Here is an 18,903-nt window from a genome sequence, read left to right as displayed (position 1 = left end):
CAATGTAAAACTGCTTACTTGAAGCTGTAATTGGCGCTGGCATAGAAGCGCCGGCCACGCGGATCCGAATAGCTGGGATCATAGCCGGACAGGAAGAAGTACGCCTGGTTCGAGTACGGCGGGCTGGTATTGAACAGATTCTGTATGCCCGCGCGCAGCTTGAACTGCTTGCTGACCGCATACGCGCCCGACATGTCCCACAGCGTGTACGCCTTTACCCGGTTCGACTTGACCACGCTGCCATCGTCCGTGTTGATGGCCGAGTTCTGGTCATCGTAGCCGCTCGAATAGGTGTTCGACAGGCTGGCCGAATACGGGCCGTTGTCCCAGTCGAGGGTGATCGTATGGCGCCAGCGCTGCACCACGCCGTCCGTGACGAATTTATTCAAGTTGCTGATGAAATCGTCTCCGGGGCTGGTCTGGATTTTCGAATCGAGCACATAGGTGCCGCTCAGGTGGCCGCCAAAACGTCCCCAGGCCGTTTTTACGCCATGCAGGTCGGCCGTGATATCGATGCCCGCAGCCTTCTGCGCGCCACGGTTTTCCTTGCGCAGCTCGATATAGTCGATTTCATTGTCCTTGTTGCGGTGCACCAGATCGCCGTATTTGGCCAGGTTGCCCAGGATGATGTCGTCGCCGATTTCGCTGATCAGATCCGTGCGCTTGATGTTCCAGTAGTCGGCACTGAAGGTCCAGTGGTGGCTCGGTTCCAGCACCAGGCCGACCGTGAACTGGCGGCTGCGCTCCGGTTTCAGCTTATCGTTGCTGTAGCGGCGCGTATCCCAATTATCGGCGCAGACGGAGTAATCATTGTTCTCGCTCGCGCAATACACGGGATCCGGTAGCGTCGCCGTACTGCTGTAGGCGGTGGGCCGGTGCAGGTCCGACATCGACGGCGCGCGGAAGCCCTTGCCAGCCGACGCGCGCAGCAGCACCTGCTTGCTGGGCATGTAGGTCAGGCCGATCTTCGGACTAAGGGCACCGCCCACCTGCTGGTAATGGTCGTAACGACCAGACAACTGCGCCTGCCACTGCTTGGTAAACGGCAGCAGCAATTCGCTGTAGATGGCTTGCACCTTGCGGCTGTCGCTGGTGGCCACGCCGCCTTCGGGCGCCGCGTCGTTGTTGATGTTGTCGCTCATCAGCAATGCCGATGGACGGAACTCGGTGCGCTCGCGGCGCACTTCGCCGCCCACAGCCAGCGCCATGTCGCCGCCACCCAACGCCATCAGCGCGCGCGATGCCTTGAAGTCGAGTGCATCCATGGTGCCGCGCGCATGCCGTACTTCGTCATTGACCTGGATGCTGTCGAGCAGCGCCCTGCCCTTCGCGTTCGATGGGCCAAACGGGTTGATGTCGCCGGAGGCGATGCCTTCCAATAGCTTGTCGTACAGGACATAACCATGCGTATCGCGGTCCTTCACGATGTTGACGCTGTGATTGAAGCCCACGTCGTAATCCCAGCCGGCGAGCGTGCCGCTGGCGCCCACCACGAAACGCTGGCTCTCGCTGGTCAACTGGCTGGTGCGCATGCCCGCCTCATTAAGGCGCATGCGCAGTTCCAATTCGCGCGCAGTCGGATTGCCGTCTTCGTCGATGATGCTATCGAGGCCGGTATTGGCCAGTTGCGGTACCTTGCTGTAATCGAGATAGCCGATCACGCGCGCCGACGAACCCACGTAATAGCTGCGCGAGCGGCTCAGCGCCACTTCCGCGTACAGCTGGTGATCATTATTCAGCTTCAGTACGCCGCGCGTGAGCAAGTTCTGCTTGTCCGTCTTCGGGTACAGCTCCGTGTCGCCCATGTAATCGTAGGTACAGGCATCGACGCCGCCCGTTCCGGCCGGCAGGTACAGATTGGCCGGAGGCGAACAGTTCGGTATCGACAGATTGATCTGTCGGTTGGTAATCGGCTTGCCATTGAGCAGAAAGCCATTGTCCTGCAAATAGTCACGCTGCTCTCCCGACAGGCGGATATTCGCCGGGCTTGTAAAACTTGACAGCAAATGCCCCAGGCGCTGCGGAACCTGCAGGTTAGGAATGAACTTGCGCTGCGAGGAGCTGAGGCGGTCTGTTTTTTGCAGGTCGACCACAGCAAAGATATTGTAGCCATCCGTGGCCAGGTCGCCCGTGCCGGCCGTGATACTGGCCGTGCGCTTGCCGGCGCCCCCTTCATCGGTGCGGCTGCCGTAGACATTCAGCTCCACGCCCTGGTAATCCTTACGCGTAATAAAGTTGATGACGCCACCGATGGCGTCCGTACCGTACAGGGCCGAGGCGCCGTCGAGCAGCACTTCCACGCGCTGCAGGGCGGCGGCGGGAATGTTGTTCAAGTCCACGCCGGCATCGTCGCCCGGCGAGGCAAAGTTCGCCATGCGCCGGCCATTGAGCAGCACCAGGGTCGATGAGGTTCCCACTCCGCGCAGGTTGGCGCTGTTGAAGCCGCGCTGGTCGCCGCCCACATTGATGCTGGCGCCGTCGGTCAGGCCGCCCACGTTGGCTGACACGCGCGCCATCAGCTCGGCCGCCGTCGTAACGCCCGCCTTTTCGATCTCGGCGCGCGTGATGACCTGCACCGGCAGCGCCGTCTCCGATTCCAGGCGCTTGATGGCCGACCCCGTGATCTCCACGCGCTGCATTTTTTTCGGCGCAGGCTCTCCATCCTGTTCCTGCGCCTGCGCGGCGCTGGCCAGCATGCCCAGCGCAGCCGACACGCTCAAGGCGCCCAGCGCGAGACGCACGCCTTGCGCCAACGCCGATTCGCGTGGAAATATGGAACGGTCGTCCTGTCTTTTCATGTGCATTGCATCTCTCCCCGATGGTGTATGTCTGATTTTTGTCATGATTTTTATACTGCCTTGCGCTGCCTGGATACTGCTTTCCGGGGCCCCGGCACGCCATGCTCGCCGCCATACAGATAGGCGGCAATGACTTCGCTCAGGCGGGCCGCTTTTTCAACGTTCTTCTTGTTCGATACCATCAGCGCCACGGCCAGCGCCTCGATCATGGCCAGCGCGGTGCTGGCGCTGCTGGGCAGGACAGGATGCGTGCTTTGCGCATACAGCGCGTGATCGGCCAGTTCGGCGAGGGGGGATGCTGGAGAGTCGGTGAGCGCCACGATGCAGGCGCCGCGGTCGCGCGCGAAGCTGGCCAGGCCGATGCAGTCGAGCGTGTAGCGGGGGAACGAGATCACCACCAGCACGTCTTGCCCCGTCAGGTTGACCAGGTGTCCGGCCGCCACTTCCGAACCGCCGATGCCCACCACTTCCACCACATGCGGGCAAAACGGCTGCAGATGCTGCACCAGCATGCCCGCCAGGTTGGCCGACAAGCCAAAACCCATCACATACACTACCTTGGCGCGCGTCAGGCGCCGCACCACGGCCTGCATGGCCGGCGGCGACAGGGCATCGGACGTGGCCGCGATGTTCGCGGCCGCATACTCCAGGCTTTCCGTGATGGGTGATGTGGCGCGCGCACGCCGTTCTATCGTGCGGCGCAATTTGTCGACTGGCTGCAACAGCGATTGCAGGGTTTCGGCCATGGCGCTGCGCATAGCCGAATAATTCTTCTGGCCGATGTCGCGCGCAAAGCGGCTGATGGTCGCCGTCGATACCTGGCAGCTATCGGCCAGTTCCTCGATGCCCAGCGCCGTCACGCGCATTTGGTTGCGCAGCAGGTAATCGGCGATCTGCCGCTGCGAGGCCGAGCCGCTGGCCAGCACGTACATCAGCGCTTGCCCCAGCGGCGATTGCGCGAAGGCGGCATCGGGCGACGACAGGACGGCGGCCACTGGCGTGCGGGAGCTGTTACGGGCAGGACTGGCGGATGATTTCATATCACTGGCGGCCTGTGTTCTTGTGCATGGCGGATGAAGGATAAAAAGGCGAAAACGGGTCGTTGGAACTTACTCTACTCATATCAAAAAGAAAACTCAACAAATATTTGTAAAAGGATTTTCATTGATTTACTTCGTGAAAATAATGCTACATAATCGACCGAAATCCATCAACCGCGCCCCGTTTTGGGGCGAATTCACCATGCAAGTACAACAGCATCCCATCTCCAGCGCGCACGCCAGCGTATCTTGCCAGTTGAGCAGCTTTCACTTTGGTACGGCGGCGGCCGGCAGCCGCAGCGGCAAGAAGGTGTATATCCAGGCAGCGCTGCACGCGGACGAAGTGCCGGGCATGCTGGTATCGCAATTCCTGCGCCGCGAACTTCTGGCGCTGGAGGCGGCGGGCAAGATCCACGGCGAAGTGATCCTGGTGCCGGCCGCCAATCCCATCGGCCTGGCGCAAGCCATCCATGGCGCGCCGTTTGGCCGCTTCGACCTGACCACGGGCATCAACTTCAACCGCGCCTACCGCCACGTGGCAGATGAATTGAAAACCACGCTCGATGGCCTGCTGGGACAGGATGCGCAAGCCAACGTAGCGCTGATACGCGAGCATGCGCGCGCCGCCGTCGCCGCCTGGCGGCCGGGCACGGACGCGGAAACACTGAAAAAAACCTTGCTGGGCATGGCAATCGATGCCGACATCGTGCTCGACCTGCATTGCGATAACGAAGCGGCACTGCACATCTATACAGGCACGCCGCTGGCGGCGCAGATCGCGCCCCTGTCCGCACTGCTGGGCGCGCGCGCCGTGCTGCTGGAACTGGCTGCCGGGGAAGAGCCTTTCGACGAAGCCTGCAGCCGCCTGTGGTGGGATCTGGACGCGCACTTCCAGGGACGCTATCCAATCCCCGCCGCCTGCCTGTCGACCACCGTCGAATTGCGCGGCGAAGTGGAAGTGAGCTACGCCCTGGCAGAGCGCGATGCCACTGCCTTGCTGCGCTTTCTTGCCATCGAGGGCGTGCTGGAGATAGCCGGCGCCGGCGACGACCTGCCCGCACCGCAATGCGAACCAACGCCGCTGGCCGGCGTGGAGCCGATCCTCGCGCCGCACCACGGCGTACTGGTGTATCTGCGCGAAATGGGCGATGTGCTGGCCGCCGGCGATGCAATAGCCGACTTGATCGATCCCGTCAGCGGCGAGACGACGACCTTGCGTTGCACGGTCGCCGGTGTCTTCTTTGCGCGCAGCGCCCACCGCCACGTCCTGCGCGGCATGAACGTCGGCAAGGTCGCCGGCGCCATCGCCTTCCGCGGCGGCAGCCTGCTGAGCCAATGACGCCATGAGAAAATTCAAGCTCCCCAACACCTTCGTCCTGCTGTGCGGCATCCTGGCCATGATCGCCCTGGCGACATGGCTGGTGCCGGGCGGGAAATTCGATACGCAACTGGTCAACGGCAAGCAGCTGATCATCCCCGGCACGTTTCACTACGTGGACAACAAGCCGCAGGGACTGGCTGCGCTGATGATGGCGCCCATCAAGGGCTTCGTCGACGCCAGCCTGATCATCGGCTTCGTGCTGATCGTCGGCGGCGCCTTCGCCGTGCTGCAAAAGACGGAAGCCTTCGATTCGCTGATCAAGGCCATCGCCAAGGCGCATACCAGTTCGCGCTTCGTGCGCGCGGCCATCATTCCCGTCTTCTTCACCATGTTTTCACTGGGTGGCGCCACCTTCGGCATGAACGAGGAAGCGATTCCCTTCATCCTGATCTTCGTGCCGCTTGCCCTGGCCCTGGGCTATGACACCATCACGGGCGTATCGATTCCCTTCATCGGCTCGCAGGTGGGCTTTTCCGCCGCCTTCCTGAACCCGTTCAATGTCGGCATCGCGCAGGGTATCGCCGGCGTGCCGATCTTTTCCGGCATCGGCTACCGCCTGATCGTGTGGGCCATCGCCACGGCGGTCAGCATCGTGTTTTTGATGTGGTACGCGGCGCGCATCAAGCGCCATCCGGAAAAAAGCCCGACCTATCTGCTCGACATCGAAAAGCGCAGCGAACACTCGATGGACCTGGACAGCTTTGCCGGCATGACGCGCACGCACCGTGCCGTGCTGTGGATTTTCATGGCGACCTTGCTGACGATGGTCGTCGGCGTCGTCAAGTACGACTGGTTCATCGATGAAATCGCCGCCCTGTTCCTGGTGATGGCCATCGTCGTCGGTCTGGTCGGCCGGCTCGACATGGACAGCCTGGTGGCGTCTTTCGTGCAGGGCGCGCGCGACATGGTGAGCGTGGCGCTGGTCATCGCGCTGGCGCGCGGCACCATGATCCTGGCGCGCGATGCGCAGATCATCGACACCATGCTGCATGCGCTCACGCCCCTGGTGGCGTCGTCAAGCCCAGTCTTTGCAGCGCAAAAGATGTTCTTCATGCAGTCGGTAATCAATTTCTTCATCCATTCCGGCAGCGGCCAGGCCGCGCTGACCATGCCCATCATGGCGCCGCTGGCCGACCTGGTGGGCGTGACGCGCCAGACGGCCATTCTTGCCTTCCAGTTCGGCGAATTCACCACGCCGATGATTCCCACCTCAGGCATCACCGTCGGCGTGCTGGCGCTGGCGCGCGTGCCGTGGATTACCTGGGCCAAGTGGATGATCCCGTTGCAGCTGATCTATCTGGTGCTCGCGCTGCTGCTATTGATTCCCCCCTGCCTGATGCACTGGCAGTAAAGAAAGCCACGGCGATGCACAGTCGCCGTGGCTTTTTTGCGCCCGACGCTCAAGGTAATCAATCAACGCTGGTAGATGTCCGGCACATAGCGTTCCATCAGCGTTTCCGGGCGCAGCGGCGCCGTAAAACCGTAACGCGCGTACAGCGTATGCGCCGTGCTGGTGGCCAGCATGAAACGGCGCAAGCCCTGCAAGTCGGGATGTGCCATCACGGCGTCCATCAGGCGCTTGCTGTAGCCGCGGCCGCGGTACTCTTCCAGTACATACACGTCGACCAGATAGGCAAACGTGGCGTAGTCGCTGACCACGCGGGCAAACGCCACCTGGCGGCCGTCAAGCGTGCCGCCGAAACACAGCGAACGGTCGATGGCGCGCTGTACGGTAGCCAGCGGGATGCCGATGGCCCATGTCGATTGCGTGCTGAGAAAATGGTGGATGGCCGGAACGTCAAGTTCCGCCTTGTCGGTACTGATCATCAAAGCTGACATTGTGCAGGCCTTGCTATCGTTGAAAACACGATCATCGGTCTTTTTTCTGCTGCTGTCACCTGGGCTGGAAAGAACCGGGGGGGCGACGCCCGTTCTGACTGTCCATGTACGGTACTGCTGTGTGCTACTGATATTTTTCGTACTAGCTGCATTGCATCGCCACTCTTACAGGGCGGCTTTTTCTTCTGCGCTCAGGCGCTTGGCGCTGACATACACGGTGTGCATGGTGGCTTGATCGGCGCTGGCGTGGATGGTGGCTGGCGCAGCGCGGAACTTCGGCACGGCGGCGGTGGCCAGACTGGTGGCGGCGGCGATGGCGACGATGGCAACGAAGATGGCTTCCATGTTTTTAGCGATGTTCATGATATTTTCCTTGAGGTTGAGGGGTGTTGCTGTTTGTCCTGCGATGATTGAACTGTAGGCCGATCACCGCTGAACTGCCATCGGATTGCGACAAAACGCACGATTTGCGGGACAGAATACAAAAAGCCCGGATGGAACGCGCAACAGCGCCCGTACCGTGGCATTTGATGCTTGCCAGCCCCATTACTGGCCATTTCAGCGCCCTGCAAGCCCCTAAAAGCACTACCGCAGGCCAACCTTGTTTATAATCGCCCTACACTAAAGGACTTCTTTCATGACTGATCAATTCTCCAAAAAGGGCGAAGCCTGGTCGGCCCGGTTTTCCGAACCGGTCTCGGACCTCGTCAAGCGCTACACAGCTTCTGTATTTTTTGATAAGCGCCTGGCGCTGTTCGACATCGAAGGTTCGCTGGCCCATGCGGAAATGCTGCATGCGCAAGCCATCATCAGCGCGGCCGACTACGCGGAAATCCAGCGCGGCATGGCGCAAATCTCGCAGGAAATCGCCGCTGGCCAGTTCGAATGGCTGCTGGACCTGGAAGATGTCCACCTGAATATTGAAAAGCGCCTGACCGAACTGGTAGGCGATGCGGGCAAGCGATTGCACACGGGCCGTTCGCGCAACGACCAGGTGGCCACCGATATCCGCCTGTACGTACGTTCTGCCATCGACGACATCACCACCCTGTTGGCGACGTTCCGCAGCGCACTGACGGACCTGGCAGAGCAGCATGCCGACACCATCATGCCGGGCTTTACCCACATGCAGGTGGCCCAGCCGATTACCTTCGGCCACCACATGCTGGCGTATGTCGAGATGTTCGGCCGCGATGCCGAACGCATGGCCGATTGCCGCAAGCGCGTCAACCGCCTGCCGCTGGGCGCAGCCGCCCTGGCCGGCACCACCTTCCCCATCGACCGCCTTCGCGTCGCCAAGACGCTGGGCTTCGACGACGTCTGCCACAATTCGCTCGACGCAGTGTCGGACCGTGATTTCGCCATCGAATTCTGCGCCGCTGCCTCCGTGCTGATGATGCACGTGTCGCGCATGGCCGAGGAACTGGTGATCTGGATGAGTCCACGCATCGGCTTCATCGACATCGCCGACCGCTTCTGCACCGGCTCGTCGATCATGCCGCAAAAGAAGAACCCGGACGTGCCGGAACTGGCGCGTGGCAAGACAGGCCGTGTGTATGGCCACCTGATCGGCTTGCTGACCCTGATGAAAGGCCAGCCGCTGGCCTATAACAAGGATAACCAGGAAGACAAGGAACCGCTGTTCGATACCGTCGATACCGTCATCGACACGCTGCGCATCTTCGCCGACATGGCCGGTGGCATCACGGTGAAACCGGAAGCGATGCGCGCGGCAGCCCTGCAGGGTTATGCCACTGCGACCGACCTGGCCGACTACCTGGTCAAGAAGGGCCTGCCGTTCCGCGACGCCCATGAAGCGGTTGCCCTGGCCGTGCGCGCCTGCGTCGATGCCGGTTGCGACCTGGCCGACCTGTCGCTGGAGCAGCTGCGTGCGTTTTCCCCGCTGACGGGTGAAGACGTGTTTGAAGTGCTGACCCTGGAAGGCTCCGTCGCCGCGCGCGACCACGTGGGCGGCACTGCGCCGCGCCAGGTGCGCGCCGCGATCGCCCGCGTGCGCACGCAGCTGGAAAAATAAACCGCGCTTGCGCGCACAAGCGCCCCGCTGCATCGCTGCAGCGGGGCGTTTTTCATTGCGCGAGGATTGTCGACAACACGGAAAAGGCGGCGTCCGTCTGCGACGCTTCCAGCAGCAAGGTCAGCTGGGCGGATACACACCCACGGTAGCCGTGCCGATGGCACAGCTGACACGCCAAAGGGCGTAGGAGCAGGAATTACGCAGCGCCCTGATCGAGATACCTGTAGCCGTCGATGCCTACAAGCGCGCTTGGGACAATAGACGCATCAAGCTGTCGCTGGGCGCGTCCGGCTATCCGAAAAATCTCGATGAACTGGTCGAGGGTGTGCCCGACCAGTTCAGCGCCGCAAACAGCACTATGCGGACTGGCATTTCATTATCCGCACGACCTCGTGCTGCCCCCGCCCGATGCCGCCGGCGGCGCGCCCTGGCTCCAGCAGAAAGGCGCGAACTGATATCATGCCCGCATTCCAAATCAGCATCGAGCAAAGGAGCAGGCATGAGCATAGGTGGCACTTCCATCGAACAGGCATTGGCATCGCTGTCGGACATGACGGGCGGCATGGTTGCCATCGGCAAGGACGAACACGCGCAACGCATCGCCAAGGCGCAAGCATTCATGCGCGAGCAGGGCATCGCCGCGATCTACCTGAACGCGGGCGCCAACCTCACCTACTTCACGGGCACCAAATGGTATGCCAGCGAACGCATGGTGGGCGCCATCCTGCCGGCCAGCGGCGAGATCGAATACATCGCTCCCGCCTTCGAGGAAAGCACCTTGCAAGGCTTCATGCTCATCGAGGGCATGGTCAATTGCTGGGAAGAGCACGAGAGCCCGTACCAGCTGTTCGTCGACGTACTGGCGCGCATGGGGATTGCCCAGGATGCGGACGCGCCGCCGCGCGTGGGCATCTGCGAAAGCGCCGCCTTCTTCATCTATGACGGCATCCGGCCGCTGGCACCCGGCTACGCGCTGGAAAATGCGCGTGCCGTCACCGCGTACTGCCGCAGCCGCAAGTCACAGGCCGAAATCGCCCTGATGCAGCGCGTGATGGACATGACCCTGGCCGTGCACGTGGCCACGGCCAGCATGCTGTACGAAGGCATCACGACGGTGGAAGTGGAAGAATTCATCCAGCGCGCGCACCGCAAGGTGGGAGCACCCCGCTCGTATTTTTGCATCGTGCTGTTCGGCGAAGCGACGGCCTATCCGCATGGCGTAAACTACGTGCAGACACTGAAGGCAGGCGACACGGTACTGATCGACACGGGTTGCCAGGTAATGAATTACATCTCCGACATCACGCGCACCTATGTGTTTGGCGCCATCAGCGAACGCCAGCGCAGCGTGTGGAACAGCGAAAAGGCGGCGCAGGCAGCGGCATTCGCCGCCGCCCGGCTGGGCGTGCCCTGCGGCGACGTGGACCGCGCCGCGCGCGTCTCGCTGGAGGCCGACGGCTTTGGCCCAGGCTACAAGCTGCCGGGACTGCCGCACCGCACGGGCCACGGCATCGGCCTCGATATCCACGAATGGCCTTACCTGGTGGGCAATGACACGACGCCGCTCGACGTGGGCATGTGCTTCTCGAACGAGCCGATGATCTGCATCCCCGGCGAATTCGGCATCCGCCACGAAGACCATTTCTACATGACGGAAAACGGTCCGCGCTGGTTCACCGAACCGGCACACAGCATCGACCATCCGTTCGGCTTGCGGACTTAAGCCGCCTTCGTCAACGCCAGCCGCCGTGCCGCCGGCACGGTAGCGATCGGCGCCAGGCTGCCCTGTGTCAGCTTGAACACGGCCAGCGCCGTGCCCAGTTGCACGGCCTGTTCCTGCAGCGATTCGGCGGCCGCCGACGCTTCTTCCACCAGCGCGGAATTTTGCTGCGTCATCTGATCCATGCTGCCGATGGCCACGCCGATGTCGCCGATGCCGGCGCTTTGCGCCTGGCTGGCGGCACTGATCTCGGCCATGATGTCGGCCACTTTTTTCACGGAATCGACGATCTGCCCCATGGTCAGCCCAGCCTCGTCGACCAGTTTCGAACCGACATTCACCTTTGCCACCGAATCGCCGATCAATTGCTTGATCTCGCGCGCTGCTGCCGCACTGCGCTGCGCCAGGTTGCGCACCTCAGATGCCACCACGGCAAAGCCGCGCCCCTGCTCTCCCGCGCGAGCCGCTTCCACGGCCGCATTCAAGGCCAGGATATTCGTCTGGAAGGCGATGCCGTCGATGACGCCGATGATGTCGACGATGCGCCTGGATGAATCGTTGATCTCACCCATGGTGGTAACCACCTGGCTGACTACCTGCCCGCCTTTGACCGCCACCACGGATGCCGACACGACCAGTTCATGCGCCTGCCCCGCATTGGCGGCGTTGTCGCGCACAGTACTTGTGAGGCTGTCCATGCTGCGCGCCGTCTGGTCCAGGCTGCCCGCCTGCGACTCCGTACGCGCGGCCAGATCCGCGTTGCCCTGGGCGATTTCCGCGCTGGCCACCTGGATGGTTTCGGCCGATGCCTTGATACCGGACACCATGCCGGCCAGCCGGCCGCGCATCTCCTTCAGCGCCGCCAGCAGGCTGGCCTGGTCGCCCGCCTCGGTCACGATCTGCATCGAGAGGTCGCCGTCGGCCACGGCGCGTGCGATCTGGCGCGCATATTCAGGCTCGCCGCCGAGCTGCTGCCAGATGGCACGCACGACGAAATGTGACACGGCCACCAGGCAGACGATGACGGCCAGCGCCACGGCAATGCTGGTATTGAGGGCATTGCGCACATTGGCCGCGCTGCGTTCGATGCCCTGTTTGAACTGCGTCTGCGCCTGCTCATTGGTCTTCGCCAGGTCCGTATTGAGCACGGCCAGCGCACCCTGCATGCGCGCCACGGTCGCTTGCGGGTCACCCTCTTCCATTTCCAGCATGATGCGCGCCGCGCTCAGTGCCGGCGCATAATAGGCATCGAATTCCTTTGCCAGGCGCTGGCCCTGCTCGCGCTGCCCGGGGATCGCCGCAAAGTCGGCCAGCTTGGCACGCAGCTTGACCGCCTGGCCGCCGACTTGCCCGATACGCTCCTTGTCGCCTTCGCTGACGGCATCGCGCAGGGCGTCGCCGACGGCAGCCACGTCCAGGGTCAGCGACTTGGCCATGTCGAGCACGGGATAGTCGGCGCTCTCGGTGGCGTGGATGGAATTGAGCGTGGCCGTGGACAGATAGGCGCTGACAGCCAGCCCCAGCCCGAAAATCACGGCCGAGATGACAGGCAGCGCCCATATCTTGCGTTTGATGCTCATTGCTGTCTCCTGATTTTTGATGAATTATCGGGCCGCCGCATGGCGTGCGGCCCGAGCGGGCTTTATGGCGCCGTCAGCACAACTTTCACGGTGCCGTCGACGGCACTCTTTTCGATATAGCCGATAGCTTTCGGATCGGCCGCCACGGCCTTCTTCACGTCAGCGCTATTGGCCACTTCCTTTGGCAAAGTCGCCTTGCCCGTGAACACCAGCTTGGACCAAAGGGCCTTCGCCTGCGACGGCTCCTTGTCCGTCACCTTCTTGTAGAACTCGGCGCGCACAGGGGCGCTTTCCGGCTGATCGATCGGCGTCATGGCTGTCGATTTTCCGAGAAAGAATTGTGCCACCTGTTCATTCGTCATCGCACCGGCAGCACTCTTCGAATTGACCACAACGACTACTTCAGCCATGGCAGGAACGGCAACCGACAGCGCCAGCAAGGCAGCCACATTCACAATAAATGGTTTCATGCGGCGCTCCTTAGAAAACGAAATCGATGGCGGCGGCAGCCACCGTGACTGGGCCATGGAAGCCAGGCTTGGCTTGCACGAAGAGACCTGGGCCATTCTTCGGCTTGATGCGGTCGATCTGCACTTTCAGCGCGGCCGAACGGTGGAAGTCCCAGCGCACACCGATGCTGTCCGTCGATTGCTCCAGCTGATTGCGCATAGTGGCCAGCGCGTCGACGCCTGCCGACAGGGCGCGCAAGGTCGGCGTGCAGGCGGCAGGATAACCGGCAGGGCAGGCGGCCGGCACGGTGTTGTTCACGCGGCCATCGGCCTTCAGGCTGGCGTGGCTGTAATACGGAAGGAAGGCACCGATGCGGTAGCCTCCCATCACGTACCACGAGGTGCTGTCGCTGACATAGCTGTCCGTCTTGCGCTTCGCATATTCGGACTGCACCAGGACATTGTTCCAGTCCAGGCCCAGGCCCACGGAGGTGAATGACGCCTTCTTGTCCTTGACTTCCAGCGCATCGGCCAGGGCACCCAACTGGGAGATCCGATAACCATGACCAGCCGCGCGCAAGCTGCCCATCAAGGTATTCAGGCTGAGCGAATCGTTGATCGTCAGCTTGGTCTCGGCACGGCCGAAACGCACAGTAACGGGGCCATGTTCGGCCACTACGTTGAGGGCGACGATGGACTTGCCTTCCACCTGCACGGTCGAATCTGGCCCTGTAGCCAGGGTCGCCTTGGTGCGGCCCAGCGCCAACTGCGTAGTGATGCTGGTGTCGCCCGCGCTGAACTGGTAGGTGCCGTCGATGCCGTCGATGCTGTTCAGGGGCACCTGCGAATACATTTCGCCCGGTGGGCGCAGCATGGTGTTGGTATAGCCCACGTTACGGTAATCGGAAATCATGAAGACGGGCAGACCCATGCGGCCAACGCGCACACTGAAGCTGTCCGACACCTTGGCCTTGGCAAAGGCCCACGCCAGTTCAGCGCCGAAATCATCCTCGCCATCCTTGCGCGCCAGTCCCTGCACGGTGGCCGAGAGCCAAGGATTGACGGTGACATTGGCCTGCAGACCCAGGTTGGAATCGACGCCCGTGCGGGCAGTGCGGCCCGCGCCGGCAGCCTGGTTCGGACGCGCAAACTGCGCCTTGTCCGTATCGGCCATGGTCAGCGCGGCCGTGCCGTAACCGCTGATCTTGACGGTGGGACCACTGGCCTCGTCGGCGTAGGCGTGGCTGATGGCCAGGGGAATGGCCAACAGGAAAATCAGGACGTGTTTATTCATAGTAATCAAATACCCGTAGCGGTGAACATTAATCGTGGAGTGGACTCGAGGTCGATGGCTCACCGGCCGTAAAAGGCCGGGTCCGTTTTTTCGCGCCGCCATCGCCCAGGGCGTGCATGGCAGCGTGACCAGTGAGTAAAACCATGCTACAGAGAAAAGGTTTTACGTTGGAAAGTTTTCTTGAGGCAATGAGCGAATTCGCCCGTTTTCATGAAAAAAGCACGCCTTCTAGAGGGGTTTATCTAAATAGCACGCGGTGCAAAACCACACTTTCGCCAGACTTTTCATACACTTATGGATAGTTCAGCCGGTACAAAGTCCTGGCGCCCTGCCAAGCGTGCCAGTGTGCTTCTCAGGCCGTCAAGCGCACGCCGGTGGCGCCGGCAAGGGGCCGAACAGCGCCTCCAATGACAGGCCGATGGCCAGCAAACGGCTGTCGCTGGCCAGCGGTCCGTCGACCTCCATCCCCACCGGTAAACCTGCAGCCGTCAAACCCGCAGGCAGGGACAAACCGGGAAGGCCCGCGTTGCTGGCCGGGTCCGTATTGCGGATCAGGGTGGTAAACGCGTCGCCAGGCGCACCGTCCGCCACCGCGATGACCGACGAACCCTGCACGCCATCAATGGCCACGGCGCACACGGGCGTCGTCGGAAAAAAAATGGCATCCAGGCGGTGGCGCGCAAAATGGTCGCGGTACAGCGCCTGCAAACGGGGCCGCTGCACCTGCACGGCATCGGGATACGCGGCACCAAACGCGTCGCCCAGGATGGCGCCAAACGCGTGCCGCACATCGGGGCTGGCCACTTGCGCGGCGATATCGTCCAGCGTGATTTGCGCGCCGCTGGCGGCCAGGTAGGCGGGAATCGCCTGGCGCGGCTCATGCAGCGCCAGCGGGAACGACACCTTGCCGTTCACCGCCATCACGTCTTCCATGCCGATATCGACCAGCACCACGCCCGCCTGCGCCAGCGTCTCCCTGGCTTGCGCCATCACGGCCGCCACGTCGGCGTCCAGCGGCTGCCAGAAAGCGGCCGGCACGCCGAAACGCAAACCGGCCAGCGGCTCCGGCGATGGCACGGGAAGGCCGGACAGCACGCTGTCGAGCAGAGCCACGTCGGCCACCGTGCGCGCCATCGGGCCCACCGTGTCGCGCGTGTGGCTGATGGGGACCGTGCCGCTGGAATCGTAGCGGCGCTGTATGCCGCCATCGCCCACGGACGGGCGCAAGCCAACGATGCCGCACAAGGCGGCCGGCACCCGCGTGGAGCCGCCCGTATCCGTGCCCAGGCCTGCCGGCGCGATGCGCGCGGCGATCGCCGCCGCCGTGCCGCCGGAAGAGCCACCGGGGATGCGCGCGCTGTCATACGGGTTTTTCACGTGGCCGGCGAAACTGGAAAAATTCGTGCTGGTGGCGCCAAACGCCAGTTCATGCATGTTCGCCTTGCCCAGGATAATGGCGCCCGCGTCCAGCAGGCGCTGCACGCTGGGCGCGTTCACGGCCGGATGCCAGTCGCGCAAGGCCGGCGTGCCGGCGGTCGTCGGCATGCCGCGCGCGTCGATATTGTCTTTTACAACGATGGGCAAGCCGGCCAGCGGCGGCAAGGCGTGGCCCGCCGCGCGCGCCGCATCGACCTGCGCGGCGGCTTCCAGCGCGGACGCCGCATTGAGCGTGATCAGGCTGTTCAAGCCGGCTTGCGCGCGGGCCTGCGCCAGCAGGGTATGCATGTAGTCGACGGCGCCCAGGCTGCCATTGGCGATGGCGGCAACGGCATCGCTGGCGCTCAGGGCCAATTGCGCCTGCACGGCGATGGAAGGTTGATCGTCTGCCTTGCTCATGATGTATCTCCAAAAAAAATGCGCCGCCCTAGCGTACATCGCAGGCGGCGCCGGTCAAACCTGTCCTGCCAACGTGGCTTACTCGCGCTTGGAGACCAGGGTCAGGATGTCGTAGCTGGCCACCAATTCCTCATTCTGGTTGGTCACCTGCACGTCCCAAGCGACCACGCCCTGGCCCACGCCAAACACGTCCTTGCGGTTACGGTCGACCTTGCGCTTGCAGGTCAGGCGGGCGCGGATGGTGTCGCCGATGGCGACGGGCGCGACAAAACGCAAATTATCCAGGCCATAATTGGCCAGCACGGGGCCGACGCCAGGCGAGACGAACAGACCGGCGGCGGCCGACAGCACGAAGTAGCCGTGGGCGATGCGCTTGCCGAACTGCGATTCCTTTGCAGCGATTTCGTCGAAGTGCATGTAGAAGAAATCGCCCGAGATGCCGCCGAAGGCGACGATGTCCGCTTCGCTGACGGTGCGGCGGTGCGTGAGCAGCGAGTCGCCCGTCTTCAGGTCCTCGAAGTGCTTGCGGAACGGGTGGATCGGGCTTTCGTTGACATCCGCGCCGCGCACGTATTCGCCCGTGATCGCCGCCAGCATGGTCGGCGAGCCTTGCACGGCCGCGCGTTGCAGGTAGTGGCGCACGGCGCGCACGCCGCCCAGTTCCTCGCCGCCGCCCGCGCGGCCTGGGCCGCCGTGCTTCAGTTGCGGCAAGGGCGAGCCATGGCCCGTCGAATCGACGGAGGCCACGCGCTCGAGCACATGCACGCGGCCATGCGTGGCCGCCACGTGCGGCACCACGCGCGCAGCGATCTTCGGATCGCGCGTCACCAGGGTACTCACCAGGCTGCCCTTGCCGCGCGCGGCCAGGGCCAGCGCTTCATCGATATCCTTGTAGCCCATCATGGTGCTGACGGGGCCGAACGCTTCCACGTCATGCACGGCATCGTTGCCGAAAGCGTCGCGGCACAGCAGCAGGGTCGGCGAGAAGAAGCTGCCATCCTGTGCCCCATCACCCAGGGGACTGAAGCCGTCGGCGGCGCCGAACACCACTTCGTTCCCTTGCGACAGCGTGGCGACCCGTTCCGCCACGTCGTTCTGCTGTTCTTTCGATGCCAGCGCGCCCATGCGCACGCCTTCGATGGACGGGTCGCCCACCACCACCTTGGCCAGGCGCTCGCGCAGGCGCGTGCCGACGGCGTCCATCAGGTGCTCGGGCACGATGATGCGGCGAATCGCCGTGCACTTCTGGCCCGACTTGCCCGTCATTTCGCGTACGACTTCCTTGACGAACAGGTCGAATTCCACGTCGTCGGGCGTGACGTCCGGCGCCAGGATGGCGCAGTTGAGCGAATCGGCTTCGCCGTTGAAGGGCACGGACTGGGCGATCAGGTTCGGATTTGTGCGCAGCTTGGCGGCAGTGGCGGCCGATCCCGTGAACGTGACGAAGTCCTGTCCATTCAGGCGGTCCAGCAAGTCGCCCGTGGAGCCGATCACCAGTTGCAGGCTGCCGGCCGGCAGCAAGCCAGATTCATGCATCATGCGCACGACAGCTTGCGTCAGATAGCTCGTCGCCGTGGCCGGCTTGGCGATGCAGGGCATGGCGGCGAGAAAACTCGGCGCAAATTTTTCCAGCAGACCCCAGATGGGGAAGTTGAAGGCGTTGATGTGCACGGCCAGGCCGCCGCGCGGCACCAGGATGTGCGTGCCGGCGAAACCGCCCTTCTTGCCCAGCGCGATGGCCGGGCCTTCATGCAGCACGTTCGACGACGGCAGCTCGTTGCTGCCCATGCTGGCATAGGCGAACAGCGTGCCCGTGCCGCCTTCGATATCGACCCAGCTATCTGCGCGCGTGGCGCCCGACAGGTGCGAGATCGCATACAGCTCTTCCTTGCGCTCGACCAGGTACAGGGCCAGCGCCTTCAGGCGCGCGGCGCGCTGCTGGAAGTCCAGCGCCATCAGGCCCGGCACGCCCGTCTTGCGGGCATACGTGACGGCTTCGTCGAAGTCGATCTTCTCGGCATGCGTGTGATAGATGACGCGGTTGTTCAAGGCGCTGTGCAGGGGCACGGCGGCGCTTTCGCCCAGCCAGCGGCCGGCGATCAGGCTTTGCAGGGTGGATATTTGAGCCATGTGGTTTCTCCGTAAAACGAGGGTGTTGGTGACGTTGGTGTGGTGTCGGATTACGCTGGGCGCTGCCCCGCTAATCCGACCTACGCCCATATTGTTTATTGCGCTGCGGCGTTCTTGTGCAAGTGCAGCGGCAATGCGGATTCGAAATTGAGACGCTGGCGGTTCGCCTCGACTTCCGTCAGGGCTTCCACTTCGCGCATCGTCTGCATCGAGCGTACGGCCAGTTCGTGGTACTGGCCCGTGCCCGAACTCTTCCATTTGATTTCATCGTCGGTGAGCGACCGTATCACCTTGGCTGGCGTACCGACCACCATGCTGCGCGGCGCAACGATCATGCCCGCCTTGACGAAACTCATGGCGGCGACGATGGATTCCTCGCCAATGATGGCGTTATCCATCACCACGGCGTTCATGCCCACCAGCGCGTTGCGGCCGATGCGGCAGCCGTGCAGCACGGCGCCGTGACCGATATGTCCGTCGACTTCGACTACCGTGTCGCAGCCGGGGAAGCCGTGCATGACGCAGGTGTCCTGCAGATTCGCGCCCTCTTCCAGGATCAGGCGGCCGAAGTCGCCGCGGATCGAGGCCAGCGGGCCGATGTAGCAGCGCGGCCCGACGATCACGTCGCCAATCAGTACGGCCGACGGGTGCACATAGGCGCTGGGGTGGACGACGGGGGTGACGCCGTTGATTTCGTAGACTTTGACCATGTTGCTCTCCAAAACATTATTGCCAGCCGTAGCGGCTGATGTCGGATTACGCGCAAGCGGCTCGGCGCCCCCGCTAATCCGACCTACGTCT

Annotated in this window: 14 protein-coding genes; 4 read left to right on the top strand and 10 right to left on the bottom strand. The window is 62.9% G+C overall.

Annotated features, from left to right (window positions below):
* Positions 1-14: 14 nt before the first annotated feature.
* Together C8C89_RS07620 and C8C89_RS07615 are read right to left on the bottom strand one after the other, a co-directional pair.
* Positions 15-2,804 carry a TonB-dependent receptor gene (locus C8C89_RS07620; RefSeq protein WP_133989262.1) on the bottom strand — a complete coding sequence of 930 codons (2,790 nt, stop codon included), beginning with the start codon at positions 2,802-2,804 and terminating at the stop codon, positions 15-17.
* A 44-nt stretch (positions 2,805-2,848) separates the two neighbouring features.
* Positions 2,849-3,838 (bottom strand): MurR/RpiR family transcriptional regulator, encoded by a 990-nt coding sequence (locus C8C89_RS07615; RefSeq protein WP_133989261.1) that lies wholly within the window; start codon positions 3,836-3,838, stop codon positions 2,849-2,851.
* A 202-nt stretch (positions 3,839-4,040) separates the two neighbouring features.
* Here C8C89_RS07615 and C8C89_RS07610 point away from each other — a divergent pair, with 202 nt between their 5' ends.
* Together C8C89_RS07610 and C8C89_RS07605 are read left to right on the top strand one after the other, a co-directional pair.
* Positions 4,041-5,177 carry a succinylglutamate desuccinylase/aspartoacylase family protein gene (locus C8C89_RS07610; RefSeq protein ID WP_101484733.1) on the top strand — a complete coding sequence of 379 codons (1,137 nt, stop codon included), beginning with the start codon at positions 4,041-4,043 and terminating at the stop codon, positions 5,175-5,177.
* 4 nt (positions 5,178-5,181) lie between these two features.
* Positions 5,182-6,570, top strand: a complete 1,389-nt coding sequence (locus tag C8C89_RS07605) for a YfcC family protein (RefSeq protein ID WP_101482831.1) — start codon at positions 5,182-5,184, stop codon at positions 6,568-6,570.
* Between the two features lie 62 nt (positions 6,571-6,632).
* Here C8C89_RS07605 and C8C89_RS07600 read toward each other — a convergent pair whose 3' ends face one another.
* Both C8C89_RS07600 and C8C89_RS07595 read right to left on the bottom strand, forming a co-directional pair.
* Positions 6,633-7,058, bottom strand: coding sequence for a GNAT family N-acetyltransferase (locus C8C89_RS07600; RefSeq protein WP_133989260.1), 426 nt, complete (start codon positions 7,056-7,058; stop codon positions 6,633-6,635).
* Positions 7,059-7,223: 165 nt separating this feature from the next.
* The gene (locus tag C8C89_RS07595) at positions 7,224-7,421 is read right to left on the bottom strand and encodes a hypothetical protein (protein ID WP_101482833.1); all 198 of its coding nucleotides are present in this window, start codon (positions 7,419-7,421) and stop codon (positions 7,224-7,226) included.
* A 274-nt stretch (positions 7,422-7,695) separates the two neighbouring features.
* Between C8C89_RS07595 and argH the strand changes: the two genes are divergently transcribed.
* Both argH and C8C89_RS07585 read left to right on the top strand, forming a co-directional pair.
* Entirely contained in the window at positions 7,696-9,093 is a 1,398-nt protein-coding gene (gene argH, locus C8C89_RS07590; protein ID WP_101482834.1) for an argininosuccinate lyase, read from the top strand.
* 499 nt (positions 9,094-9,592) lie between these two features.
* The gene (locus tag C8C89_RS07585) at positions 9,593-10,816 is read left to right on the top strand and encodes a Xaa-Pro peptidase family protein (RefSeq protein WP_133989259.1); all 1,224 of its coding nucleotides are present in this window, start codon (positions 9,593-9,595) and stop codon (positions 10,814-10,816) included.
* Here C8C89_RS07585 and C8C89_RS07580 read toward each other — a convergent pair.
* The 6 genes from C8C89_RS07580 to paaY all read right to left on the bottom strand — a co-directional run bounded on the left by C8C89_RS07580 (position 10,813) and on the right by paaY (position 18,812).
* Entirely contained in the window at positions 10,813-12,393 is a 1,581-nt protein-coding gene (locus C8C89_RS07580; protein WP_133989258.1) for a methyl-accepting chemotaxis protein, read from the bottom strand. The two genes, C8C89_RS07585 and C8C89_RS07580, sit on opposite strands and share 4 nt — an antisense overlap.
* 62 nt (positions 12,394-12,455) lie before the next feature.
* Positions 12,456-12,863, bottom strand: a complete 408-nt coding sequence (locus C8C89_RS07575; RefSeq protein WP_101482837.1) for a hypothetical protein — start codon at positions 12,861-12,863, stop codon at positions 12,456-12,458.
* A 10-nt stretch (positions 12,864-12,873) separates the two neighbouring features.
* Positions 12,874-14,136: a hypothetical protein gene (locus C8C89_RS07570; protein ID WP_133989257.1), complete on the bottom strand. Its 1,263-nt coding sequence runs from the start codon at positions 14,134-14,136 to the stop codon at positions 12,874-12,876.
* Positions 14,137-14,496: 360 nt separating this feature from the next.
* Positions 14,497-15,972, bottom strand: coding sequence for an indoleacetamide hydrolase (gene iaaH, locus C8C89_RS07565; protein WP_101482839.1), 1,476 nt, complete (start codon positions 15,970-15,972; stop codon positions 14,497-14,499).
* A gap of 78 nt (positions 15,973-16,050) precedes the next feature.
* Entirely contained in the window at positions 16,051-18,102 is a 2,052-nt protein-coding gene (gene paaZ / locus C8C89_RS07560) for a phenylacetic acid degradation bifunctional protein PaaZ (RefSeq protein ID WP_101482840.1), read from the bottom strand.
* Between the two features lie 95 nt (positions 18,103-18,197).
* Positions 18,198-18,812, bottom strand: coding sequence for a phenylacetic acid degradation protein PaaY (paaY, locus tag C8C89_RS07555; RefSeq protein WP_101482841.1), 615 nt, complete (start codon positions 18,810-18,812; stop codon positions 18,198-18,200).
* Between the last annotated feature and the right edge of the window lie 91 nt (positions 18,813-18,903).

Source organism: Janthinobacterium sp. 75 (genome assembly GCF_004365495.1).
Classification (GTDB): domain Bacteria; phylum Pseudomonadota; class Gammaproteobacteria; order Burkholderiales; family Burkholderiaceae_D; genus Janthinobacterium.
The sequence above is the reverse complement of the archived record's forward strand: the minus strand, read 5'-3'. Positions and strand labels throughout refer to the sequence as shown.